This window comes from Thermostichus sp. OS-CIW-30 (assembly GCF_054060215.1).
Map to the genome: position 1 here is coordinate 1 of NZ_JBSSCZ010000012.1, position 12,007 is coordinate 12,007.

General features: G+C 60.2%; 9 protein-coding genes. 6 read left to right on the plus strand and 3 right to left on the minus strand.

Features of this window, described 5'->3' with window-relative positions; genetic code table 11:
* Positions 1-167: 167 nt before the first annotated feature.
* Positions 168-1,547, minus strand: coding sequence for an FADH(2)-oxidizing methylenetetrahydrofolate--tRNA-(uracil(54)-C(5))-methyltransferase TrmFO (gene trmFO, locus ACVWZF_RS06540; protein WP_011431723.1), 1,380 nt, complete (start codon positions 1,545-1,547; stop codon positions 168-170).
* A 183-nt stretch (positions 1,548-1,730) separates the two neighbouring features.
* Here trmFO and trpD point away from each other — a divergent pair, with 183 nt between their 5' ends.
* Positions 1,731-2,762, plus strand: coding sequence for an anthranilate phosphoribosyltransferase (gene trpD / locus ACVWZF_RS06545; protein WP_011431722.1), 1,032 nt, complete (start codon positions 1,731-1,733; stop codon positions 2,760-2,762).
* 51 nt (positions 2,763-2,813) lie between these two features.
* On the opposite strand, the gene ACVWZF_RS06550 is transcribed toward trpD, so the two are convergent.
* Positions 2,814-3,440, minus strand: coding sequence for a nitroreductase family protein (locus ACVWZF_RS06550; protein ID WP_011431721.1), 627 nt, complete (start codon positions 3,438-3,440; stop codon positions 2,814-2,816).
* Positions 3,441-3,715: 275 nt separating this feature from the next.
* Here ACVWZF_RS06550 and dapA point away from each other — a divergent pair, with 275 nt between their 5' ends.
* A complete protein-coding gene (gene dapA, locus ACVWZF_RS06555; RefSeq protein WP_011431720.1) occupies positions 3,716-4,636 on the plus strand; it encodes a 4-hydroxy-tetrahydrodipicolinate synthase in 921 nt (306 codons plus the stop codon).
* 219 nt (positions 4,637-4,855) lie between these two features.
* Complete coding sequence (locus tag ACVWZF_RS06560; protein WP_011431719.1) at positions 4,856-6,691, plus strand: ribonuclease J; 1,836 nt, start codon at positions 4,856-4,858, stop codon at positions 6,689-6,691.
* A gap of 29 nt (positions 6,692-6,720) precedes the next feature.
* On the opposite strand, the gene ACVWZF_RS06565 is transcribed toward ACVWZF_RS06560, so the two are convergent.
* Positions 6,721-7,644: an SGNH/GDSL hydrolase family protein gene (locus ACVWZF_RS06565; RefSeq protein ID WP_457411133.1), complete on the minus strand. Its 924-nt coding sequence runs from the start codon at positions 7,642-7,644 to the stop codon at positions 6,721-6,723.
* A gap of 238 nt (positions 7,645-7,882) precedes the next feature.
* On the opposite strand from ACVWZF_RS06565, the gene ACVWZF_RS06570 reads away from it, so the two are divergent.
* From ACVWZF_RS06570 to purD, 3 genes are all read left to right on the plus strand, one after another.
* Entirely contained in the window at positions 7,883-9,172 is a 1,290-nt protein-coding gene (locus ACVWZF_RS06570; RefSeq protein ID WP_011431717.1) for an HD domain-containing protein, read from the plus strand.
* 83 nt (positions 9,173-9,255) lie between these two features.
* Entirely contained in the window at positions 9,256-10,431 is a 1,176-nt protein-coding gene (locus ACVWZF_RS06575) for a glycosyltransferase (protein WP_238376828.1), read from the plus strand.
* A 102-nt stretch (positions 10,432-10,533) separates the two neighbouring features.
* Positions 10,534-11,829, plus strand: a complete 1,296-nt coding sequence (gene purD, locus ACVWZF_RS06580) for a phosphoribosylamine--glycine ligase (RefSeq protein WP_011431715.1) — start codon at positions 10,534-10,536, stop codon at positions 11,827-11,829.
* Positions 11,830-12,007 lie beyond the last annotated feature (178 nt).

Here is a 12,007-nt window from a genome sequence, read left to right on the forward strand (position 1 = left end):
TTCTCGTTTTGACAAATTGGCCAGGAACTTCTTGAGTTTTCTCTATCTCGTCAGTGCTCTCTTTTGGCTCAAATGAAAGATCAACACAACCTAGTTTCAAATGACGATAACGCTCAATCTCGACTTTGACTTGGATCGCAATGGTCGGGAACACGCTCCAAGCTCCCCTAGGCGGTTTGCACTTGGCGCACCAACCCAGTCGTTTTCAGAGCAGCCAAAGCGCGATCCCGGTAACGGCCATAGCGCTCCTGCTTGTTGCGAAGCTTGCGCCCCTCCAAATCCGGCAACAGCCCAAAATTGGCCGGCATCGGCTGAAAGTGCCTGGGATCCGCGCTGCTGATGAACTGAAACAGGGATCCCATCATCGTTTCGGGGGGCAGCGTGATCAAGGGCAACCCCAGAGCCAGGCGGGCGGCGTTCTGTCCGGCCAACCATCCCCCTGCCACCGCGCAGGCATAGCCCTCGGTGCCCACCAACTGGCCGGCGGCAAACAGCGTGGGTCGGCGACGGAATTGCAAGGTCGGCCACAGAAGCTGGGGCGAATTCAAAAATGTATTGCGGTGCATCACCCCAAAGCGGACAAACTCCGCCTGTTCCAGGCCGGGGATGAGGCGAAAGACCCGCTGCTGTTCTCCCCATTTCAAGTTGGTTTGAAAGCCCACCAAGTTCCACAGCTGCCCTGCTTTGTCCTCTTGCCGCAACTGCACCACCGCGTAAGGACGGGATCCCGTGCGCGGATCCACCAGCCCCACCGGCTTCAAGGGGCCGAAACAGAGGGTGTCTTTGCCCCGGCGCGCCATTTCTTCAATCGGCAAGCAGCCCTCGAAAAACTTGCGCTCCTCCCGTTCAAAATCCTTGAGGGGCGCCTGCTCTGCCTCCACCAGCGCCCGCCAAAACCGTTCGTACTCCGCTTCCGTCATGGGGCAGTTGAGATAGGCTGCTTCCCCCTTGTCGTAGCGGGAAGCCTGAAACACCACCGCTCGGTTCAACGAATCCCCGGTAACAATGGGGCTAGAAGCATCGAAAAAGCTCAGGTACTCCAGGCCCGTAAAGGCTTGCAGTGCCTTGGCCAGGGGATCGCTGGTCAGAGGGCCGGTACAGAGGACGGCAATGCCCTCCGGGATCTCCGTCACCTCCTCCCGACGCAGGGTGATGCGGGGATGGTTTTGAATGGCTTCCGTGAGAGCCTGGCTGAAGCGGGCCCGATCCACTGCCAATGCCCCTCCTGCCGGCACTGCATGGCAATCCGCCGTCGCGATCACCAGGGATCCCAGTTGTCGCAGTTCTTCCTTGAGTAGCCCTGCCGCCCGATCGCTGGCTGCAGCCCCAAAGGAGTTGCTGCACACCAGCTCCCCCAACTGATCGGTGTGATGGGCCGGGCTCTGACGCACGGGGCGCATCTCCGAAAGGATGACAGGCAACCCTGCCTGGGCAATTTGCCAAGCAGCTTCTGTCCCCGCCAACCCCCCGCCCACAACATGGATGGGGGCAAAGGATCCCGCTCGTGCAAGCGGGCTGCAAGCCCTTGGGTTAGTTGGAGGGTTCATCACAACCTCCGGGAGGGAAGAGAAGAATAGAACGCACCCTGCCGAGGCCGGAAACGGCCCAGGTCAGACCCACTATACCAACCATCAGCATGGCCCGACCTGCACGAGGCAAGTGACCCAGAGGCGGGATACGCTACTAGATACGCTACTATAAGTACCCGCTGACACCCAGGATCCCGACCCATGACGGAAACGGCTGACCTTTGGCCACAGCTTTTGGGGCAGTTGCTGGATCGGCAATCTCTCAGCGAAGCCCAAGCTGAACAGTTGATGAACGGTTGGCTCCAGAACCAAGTGCCAGATGTGGTGTCGGGGGCGATTCTGGCGGCCCTGCAAGCCAAGGGTGTGAGCGCCGGTGAACTGGCCGGCATGGCACGAGTGCTACAGCGGGCTTCGCTGGGATCCCCGCTGGACTTGTCTCTCCTGGTGGATACCTGTGGCACCGGCGGCGATGGGGCCGGCACTTTTAACATTTCCACGGCGGTGGCCTTTGTGGTCAGTGCAGCCGGGATCCCGGTGGTCAAACATGGCAACCGTTCCGCCTCTGGCAAGGTCGGCTCGGCGGATGTGCTGGAGGCCCTGGGGGTGAACTTGGGGGCTGAGCCAGAGCGGGTGCGGGCGGCTGTGGCGGAAGTGGGCATCACCTTTTTGTTTGCTCCCCAGTGGCACCCGGCCATGCGGGCGGTGATCCCCTATCGGCGGGCCCTCAAGGTTCGCACCATTTTCAACCTGTTGGGGCCCTTGGTCAACCCCCTCTATCCCAACCGCCAGGTGATCGGGGTTTACGCCCAGGAGCTGGTGCCGGTAATGGCAGAGGCCCTGCGCCTGTTGGGACGGGAAGGGGCCATTGTGTTGCACAGCCGCGAAGGTCTCGACGAGGCCGGTCTGGATCAACCCACCGATCTGGGCATCCTGTCCGGTGGGCTGGTACGGACGGAAGTCTTGAACCCTGCAGATTACGAGCTAACCCTGGCACCCACCCAAGCTCTCAAGGGGGGGGATGTGGCGGAAAATGCCGCCATCCTCACCCAAGTTCTCCAGGGATCCGGGACGCCTGCCCAGCAGGATGTGGTGGCCTTGAATGCTGCTTTGGCCCTGCAGGTGGCCGGAGTGGCCCCCGATTGGAGAGCCGGGATCGCCCAAGCTCGCGAGATTCTCGCCAGGGGTGCCGCTTGGGATCGCTTGCAACAGCTGGTTCATTTTCTCAAGGCTTGATGCCGGTAGGAGCCCAGGAGAGGGCGACAGGGATCCCACCTGAGCCTAGGGCTAAAACTCCCGCCCTCGCCCAAAGGCCAGAACTTCATCCACCCCCAAGCGAGGCTTGCGCGGCAGGTTACCCGCTGCCGCATATCCAACCGCCAGCAGCATCACCGGCACGTAGCGGTCGGCAATGCCGAACTCCCGCTTTACCCCTTCCGGATCAAAGCCGATCATCGGCCCGCTCACCAAACCCTTGGCCTGAGCCGCGATCATCAGCGCCATGGCAGCCATCGCCCCAGAGCGAATCGCTTCATCCCGCGCCAAGGTGGGATTGTGGAGATAGGTTGCCTGGGCCATGTTCACCCAGCCTTCCGCTTTTTCGGGGGGGAGGATCCCGGCAGCAACGCTTCTTTGCACAATTTCAGGCAGTTTCTCATACCCCCGCAGATCCCCCAGGATGATAAACACCACCGATGCATCCGCCACCTTCTGTTGGTTGTAGGCCAGAGATTTGAGGCGCTCTTTGTCTTCCGGGTCGGTGACCGCAACAAACCGCCAGTGCTGAATGTTGAAGGAAGAAGGAGCTTCCGTAGCATAAGCCACCAGCTCTCGGATCTCCGCTTCCGATAAACGGCGGCTGGGATCCAATTTGTCGGCGGAAATGCGCTCTTTCAGGGCAGTTAGGGCGTCCATAGGGATCCTCAAGTGTCGGTAGAAAGGCTGCTCCCCCCAAAGGTAGGGGCAGGATTGGCAAATGGCTATACATTCCGTGTTCAAACGGTCTGTCTTCTTTGTTATCTCCCTTTTATCCAGCCTGTGGCAACCGGGTGAGGCACAAACTGGGCCTTGGCAGGGCAGGCAAGCGGGATCCCTAACGCAAAGGCAGGTATGATGGAAAAACAAACTGGTCTCATCTGGGTCGCCCGGTCGATTGTTGGATTGGTGTGGTTGATGGGGAGAAGCAATCGGTGAACTTCGGTCGAGTGCTGACGGCCATGGTTACTCCCTTTACTGATGAGGGGGAGCTTAACTACGATGAGGCCGCTCGTTTGGCCGATTACTTGGCAACCCACGGCAGTGACGGCTTGGTGGTCTGTGGCACCACAGGCGAATCTCCCACCCTAACCTGGCAAGAGGAGTATGAGCTGTTCCGCGTGGTGCGAGATGCCGTAGCCGGTCGGGCTAAGGTGATCGCCGGGACGGGATCCAACTCCACCCGTGAGGCCATTGAAGCCACAAAAAAGGCCGCTCAACTCGGTTTGGATGGCTCTCTGCAGGTGGTGCCCTACTACAACAAGCCTACCCAGGCCGGCCTTTATGAGCACTTCAAGGCCATCGCCCAAGCCAGTGACCTGCCCATCTTGCTCTACAACATTCCCAGTCGGACAGGGGCCAGTTTACAGCCGGAGACTGTAGCCCAATTAGCAGAATTGGAAACGGTTGTCGCCATCAAAGAAGCCAGTGGTATGATGGATGTAGCTTCGGAAATTCGGCGACTCACTCCCTCGCGTTTCGCCATCTATTCAGGGGATGACTCTCTGACGTTGCCGCTCCTATCTTTGGGGGGGAGCGGGGTGGTCAGTGTAGCCAGCCACCTGGTTGGGTTGCAGTTGCAGGAGCTGATCCAGAGCTACATCAGGGGGCAACACGATCAAGCTTTGGCCCACCACCTGCGCCTGTTTCCGTTGTTCAAGGTTTTATTCATCGAGACCAACCCAGTTCCGATTAAGGCCGCATTGGAGATGCAGGGTTGGCGAGTGGGTCGGGCGCGCCTTCCCCTAGCGCCTCTACAGCCCAGTTCTCTGCAGGTTTTGCGACAGGTGCTTGAAGAGATGGGCCTACTGGCTGAATCGAAGGGATCCGAACAAATGGCGACAAAAGTTTCATGATTGCATTTTTAGACTTTGCTTCTGCCATGACCACGGTTTTCAGGGGTTTGCAAGGGGCTCTTTTGTGGCGTTTGACCTGTGGGTAGGTAGCTTTTTCCCTGAAAAGCTCTTCCCCGGCCTGGGAAATGGATGAGTTGCGGCTTTCGCCCACAACTTTGTCGGGGATAGCTTGTGCCTATTTCTGTTTTTGTTTTTTTACTGTTGAGGATCTAAACCCATATGCCAACACCACGTTCTTCAGTTGCTTCTCGTTCTGTGATCCCACAATCCACCTCTTCCGTTCAGATGATTCCGCTGGGCGGCGAGCGGGAGATCGGCAAAAACACATGGGCCTTCCGCTACGAGGACGACATTATCCTCTTGGATGCCGGTTTGGCTTTTCCCGATGAGAGCATGCACGGCGTGAACATCGTGCTGCCGGACATGACCTACATCAAGCAAAACCGCGACAAAGTGCGGGGGATGGTGGTTACCCACGGCCACGAAGATCACATCGGTGGCATCCCGTATCACCTGCGGGAGTTCGATATTCCGGTCATCTACGGCCCCAGATTGGCGCTGGCGCTGCTGGAAGAGAAACTGCGGGAGGTGGGCCTGCTCAACCGCACAGAGCTGCGTCCTGTTGGCCCCCGTGAAATCGTTCCCTTGAGTAAGCACTTTTTTGCCGAATTCATTCGCAACACCCACTCTTTTGCCGATAGCTTTACGGTGGCTCTGCACACGCCTGTGGGCGTCATTATTCAGACCGGCGACTTTAAGATCGACCATACCCCCGTGGATGGGGAGTACTTCGACCTGCAGCGGTTGGCCGAACATGGGGAAAAGGGAGTGCTCTGCCTGATCAGCGACTCCACCAACGCTGAAGTGCCGGGGTTCACCCCCTCTGAAGCCTCAGTGGTGCCCGGTCTCACCAAGGCCATTGCCGGAGCCAAAGGGCGGGTGATCATCACTACCTTTGCTTCTTCGGTGCATCGTCTCAACTTGGTGCTGCAGATCGCCGAACAGCAGGGTCGGGTGGTGTCTCTGCTGGGCCGCTCCATGCTGAATGTGGTGGCTCACGCGCGGCGTTTGGGCTACATCCGCTGCAAGGACGAGACGCTGCAGCCGATGCATGTGATCAACAGCCTGCCGGATGACCGGGTGATCATCCTCACCACCGGATCCCAGGGAGAACCTCTAGCTGCTCTCACCCGCATTGCCAACGGCGAGCACCCGCAGTTGCAAATCAAGCCAGGCGACACGGTGGTGTGGTCGGCCAACCCGATCCCTGGCAACACCATCGCGGTCTCGCGGGTCATCGACAAGCTGATGGAGCTGGGAGCCAATGTCATTTACGGCAAAGACAAGGGCCTGCACGTTTCCGGCCACGGCTGCCAGGAAGACCAGAAGCTGATGATTGCCCTGACCCGCCCCAAGTTCTTCGTTCCCACCCACGGGGAATACCGCATGCTGGTCAAGCACGCCGAAACCGCCATGAGCATGGGGATCCCGCGGGAAAACATTGTAATCATCGACAACGGCGATGTGGTGGAGGTGAACCGGGAGCGCATTGCCATCACGGGCCGCGTCCCCTCTGGCCTGCAGATGATCGCCGCTTCCCACGATGGAGTGGTGATGGATGAGATGCTGCAGGAGCGGCAGCAGATCGCCAAAGATGGCATGGTGACGGTGGTGATCAGCCTGGACGGCAGCGGCCAGTTGCTCTGCACCCCGCAGGTGCAAACCTTTGGCTTGGCGGGGGAAGGGAACCAACTCAAGGGATCCGACCTGAAACCCCTTCTGGAGAACACCCTTCGGCAAGCGTGGCCCCAATTTGCTCGCTCGCTGGAGCGGGGCAGCCTGGACATCGACTGGGCCGGCCTTAAGGGCGAAGTGGAGCGGGTGGTGCGCCGTTTCTTGCGAGAACAATTGCCCGGCAGGCCCACGGTGGCGGTTTTTGTGCAATCCCCTGAAGAGGAGTCTGTGTCTTCTTTGGGTGTGGAAACCCAACCGGAGCCGGTAGCGGGTGCTCTGGGCCGGCGGCGGCGTTCCTCGGCAGCGGTAGCTGCTTCCTAAAACTGGCCCGTTCTCCGTGGCTGGATCGTCTAAGCGCCTTTGGGATCCCTTGCCGAGCGCAGGGATCCTTCCCATTGTGCCGGCTTGTATTCATCCGTGAGAAAACTGCGGAGGGCGGACTCTGCCGCCGCATCCCATTGCAGGGATCCCACCTCGCTAAAGGGAGGGCAGCGGGTTTGGGGAGGGATCGGTTGCCGAAAGGCGCTTAAGAAGGCATCGGCCAAATCGGCGTAGCCCCGGTCGTTGGGGTGAAACCCGTCGGCCAGCGGGCCGGGAAAGAAGGACTCGCGCCGGTAGGAGCGGGGATCGCAGAGCAAGTCCACCACTGGGATCCCCTGTTGGCTTAAGGGGTTGATGGCCCGTTGCGTGAGGCCAACCGAGATCAGGGAGAGCAGTTGGCGCACGCTGCTGGGTTGCTGCTGACCCAGAGGAATCAGGGCGAAGTTGGGCAGGTTAGCCACCGCCAGGCGAGCTTGAGGGGCGCGGGCACGCACCGCCTGCAGCAGGGTTTGGTAATCGGCGGCGAATTGTCGGATCTGTTGATCGACGAAGGGCAAGGGATCCTCACCTCGGAGAGCCCGTTGAGCCGCCGCCAGAGCGATGGCGTTGGTATCGTTTCCGCCCACCCAAATGGTGATCAGGGTGGCATCGGGGGGAAGGCGCGGCACTTGATCCTGCAGCAAATTGGCCGGGATCCCCTGCCTCAGGGCTTGCATGGCGGGGCTGAGCACCGCTCCCGAACGGCCCAGGTTGATAAGCTCCACTGGGCCGGGCAGCAAGCGAGCCAGGCGGGGCACATAGCCCGTTCCATTGGGGCAGTCCAGGGGCTCTGAGCGCTGGGGTCGAGTGCCGGCGGCGTTGGCTGGGCCATCACAGGAAATGGAGGCGTTGTAGCCAACGGCATCGCTGGCTCCCAGGGCAACGTAGCGGGTGAGGGTGGGTGGGCTGGGCACAACAGGGGATCCAGAACTGGCAGAGCAGGCGGTTAGCCCCAAACTGAGTATCAAAATCAGCAGGGAGAGGAGGAACACCCAGCTGTCTTGTTGTCTTGGAGTCGAGTTTTCTGGGGTTCGGGTGCTGGCATCCTTTGCAGAGAGAGGCATGGGAAAGCGGGCATAGATAGGGCGAGGCGGGAAGCACCCCCAGACAGGCTAGCCAAGGATCCCAAAATTGGCGAGGTATGGTGGGAGTATGCCGCTACGGTTTTGCAAGTCCCGCACCTACCACGATCCCCTGCATGGCGCCATCAGCCTGAATGGAGGGGACGCGGTTGAGGCTCTGCTCATTCGCCTGATCGATACGCCGGCCTTTCAGCGGCTGCGCCGCATCCGCCAGTTGGACACGGCCTTTTTTACCTTCCATGGGGCAGAGGGATCCCGCTTTACCCATTCGGTGGGGGTGCTGCAGGTAACGCGGCGGCTGTTCGACAAATTGGCCCATCGTCACCCGGAGCTGCGTCCCTATCGGGCGGTAACCTTGGCCTCGGCTCTGCTGCACGACATTGGCCATGCCCCTTTTAGCCATGCCGGGGAAGAGATCTTCGGCTGCCGGCACGAGGTTTGGACGGCCCGCATTCTCCGGGAGGATCCCCAGGTGAGGACGCTGCTGGCGGAGTTTGATTCCCAACTGCCGGCCCAGATGCAGCAAGTGCTGCAGAAGCAGTTTCCCCTGCCGCTGGTGGGGCAACTCATCTCCAGCCAACTGGACTGCGACCGCTTCGATTACCTGATGCGGGATAGCCTGCTCACGGGTGCCCAATACGGCCACCTGGACTTGGATCGCATCCTAACGGTGCTGGATTATGACCCGGAGACGGGATCCCTGTCCATCCCCGCCCGCAAAGGCCTGGGGGCCATCGAGCACTACCTGGTGGTGCGCTATTTCATGTACACCCAGGTGTACCAACATCCCAAAAGCTTGTGCGCCCGCTTCATCTTGGATCGGCTGTTCAAACGGGCGCAGGTTCTCTTGCAAAGGGGGGAGATTGAGCTGGATCCCATCCTCAGCGCTTGGTGCTGGGCCTCGCTGGCGGCTCAAAAAGGGGATCCCTTCGAGTTGCCGCTCCCCCTCTACTTGGCTGCCGACGATATCATCTTCAGCTACCCCATGCGCCTCTGGGCCATGTCGGGGAAGGATCCCATCTTGGCGGATCTGTCGCGGCGCTACTTGGAGCGGGATTTGTTCAAGGCCCGCAACATTACCCAGTTGTCTGAGGAACAACGCCAAACCCTGGTGGCTGCTGTGCAGGCCAAAATGCTGCGGGATGGGCTGGATCCTGAAAGCTATTTGGGCATCCGCTCTGCCCATGTCCAGGGCTATAGCTTTTATGACCAAGGGATCCAGCTCAAAACCGAGCGTGGCTATGAAGAAATTGCCCATCTTTCCCCTTTGGTGCGTGCCTTGGTGGAAACCCAGCGCCAGGTCTGGCTAATCTTTCCCCGGCCCTATGGCGATATCGTAGAAGGGGTTTTGTCTGCCTAGAAAATCATTGGGCCATCCCAGAGCTAGAGCATTAGAGGTGGGAATCTGTTCCTGAGCACATCTAAACAACGAGGGAAGCAGGAGTGGGGATCCGAGAAATCCTAACGGGGGTATTGTCCTTAACAGCTTTGGCGATTGCCCTGGTGGCTCTGCAACTGAGGCGAGCGTTGCGGGCTTCCCCCTGGCTGAGGGATCCCCCGGCGGAACAGGCAGGGGAAATCGCGGCCGGGATGGAGCGGCTGGCGGTGATCGTGCCCGCCTACAACGAGGCCGAGAACGTGGTGGGCTGCCTGAGCAGCATTCTGGACAGCACCTCTGCCCCTTTACAGGTGTGGTTGGTGGACGATGAATCCACGGATGCCACCTGGGAGCTGGCCCAAGCCCTGGCTGCCGAACGGCAAGATCCGCGCCTACACCTGCTCAAGGGGGATCCCCGTCCCAAAGGCCAAAGGTGGGTGGGCAAAAACTGGGCCTGTGCCCAAGCCGTCGCCCGCGTAGAAGCCGACTACTTGCTGTTTCTGGATTGCGACGTGCGGCTGGGATCCGGTGCCATTGAAGCGGCCTTAGGACATTTGCTGGCAAGCGGCAGCGGCTTGGTGAGTGTAGGGCCGCAATTGGTGTGCGGTTGCCTGGCGGAGTGGCTGGTGCAACCCATCATGATGACCATCCTGGCGGTGGGTTACAACTTTGCCGCCGTCAACGATCCCGACAACCCCAAAGCCTTTGCCTTTGGTCCCTTCCTGCTGTTTCGCCGCTCTGCCTACGAGCAAGTTGGCGGGCATGCCGGAGTGGCCGATGTGGTGATCGAGGATGTGGCCCTGGGGCAACGGATCAAAGCCCAGGGGTTGGGCCTGCAAATTTGCCTGGGAGGGCCGCGGGTGCGCAGCCGCATGTATGCCAACGGGGCTGCCCTTTGGGAAGGGTGGACCAAAAACTGGTTCCTGGGCCTGGAGCGCAACTGGGCCTTGGCGGTGTTGGCAATGGGTACGGTCTTGGGGATCTGCAGCTTGCCCTGGTTGGGGCTGATCCTGGCTGGGGCTACGGGATCCCTGGAGGTGCTGTTGGCCAGCTTTGCAGGGATCCTGGCCCAATTGGCCATCCGGCTTCTGCTCCGGCATTGGGCGCATCTGCCCCTCTGCTACTGGTGGCTAACGGCAGTGGGGGGTTGGGCGACAGCGGCCATCATCTTGGCTTCGGCCATCCGCACCACCACCGGCCGCAACTGGACTTGGCGGGGCCGTTCTCTCGCCGTCCACTGACCGGAGTGCGCCAACACCCCAGAAATGGTACAAGAACATGGTCTAATGGGGGATGTTCGGAAAACAGGCAAGCTGGGTTTAGAAACAGCGGAATAGCACACCATGCAGGCTCTGGTCATCGGATCTGGGGGGCGAGAACACGCTCTGGCCTGGAAGCTGTTGCAGTCTCCCCAGGTTACTCGGATCTACTGTGCCCCCGGCAACGGCGGCATGCAGCAGCTGCCCCGCTGTCAATCCGTGGCTTTGGCGGCTACCGACATTGAAGGCCTGGTGCGGTTTGCTACCGTACAAGGGATCCGCCTGACGGTGGTAGGGCCAGAGCTGCCCTTGGTGCAGGGGATCGTGGACGCCTTCCAGGCAGCAGGGTTGCCCATTTTCGGGCCTAGCCGCGCCGCTGCCCAACTGGAAGGAAGCAAACTCTGGGCTAAGCAATTGATGCAAGAGGCGGGGATCCCGACTGCTCGCGCTACCGGCTTTGCTGAGCTATCTGCCGCTGTGGCCTATCTCGACTCCCAGAGTTTCCCAGTGGTCATCAAAAAAGATGGACTGGCTGCCGGCAAGGGGGTAACCGTTGCCCAAAACCGGGAAGAAGCCGTGCAAGCCCTGGAAGCAGCCCTGGCCAAGCCGGGCGATCAGGTGCTGATCGAGGAGTTTATCCCCGGCCAGGAGGTGTCGGTTTTGGCTCTAACCGATGGCCAGATCTGTGTGCCGCTGCCACCTGCCCAGGACTACAAGCGCCTTGGCGAGGGCGATACTGGCCCCAACACCGGCGGTATGGGAGCTCATGCCCCTGCGGATCACCTGGTAACTCCAGAACTGTTGGCCCGCATCCAAGCCCAGATCCTGGATCCCACCCTGGAGGCTTTGCAACGGCGGGGCATCCGCTACCAGGGGGTGATCTATGCCGGTTTGATGATCACGCCCAGTGGGGATCCCTACGTGTTGGAGTACAACTGCCGCTTTGGGGATCCAGAGGCTCAAGTCCTCCTGCCCTTGCTGGAAAACCCTTTGGACGAGGTGCTGCTGGCCTGTATAGAAGGACGGCTGGCCCAAATCCAGCTCAAATGGAAACCCGGCTATGCCGCCTGCGTGGTGATGGCAGCCCCAGGCTATCCCGATGCCTACGAGCGAGGGATCCCCGTCTCCGGCTTGGATGCAGCTGCCACCACGGGGGCGTTGGTGTTTCATGCGGGTACCCGCCAGGCAGGCAAGCAGCTCCTGAGCGATGGCGGGCGCGTTCTCTGTCTTACCGGCCAAGGGGCAACCCTATCCGAGGCCCTGCGCCAAGCCTACGCAGCTGTGGAGCAAGTGCAGTTTCCCAAGGCCTACTATCGTTCTGACATCGGCAGCCACGCCCTGGGGCCTGCCGTCCGCCGAGGAGTGATCCCTACCCCATAAAGCCATCCCTTGCCCTCTCAGCTGCAGCCGGATGGAAGAAGCCCCAGAGGGGTCGCTCCTCCAGGGCCCATAAAGCAGCTTTGAAAAAAGCTTTGATGCTTAGACGATAGCGCTTTCGGTAACAAGACGGCAACAGTGATATCAAAAGCTCAACTTTACTTTAGATTCCTTAACAATA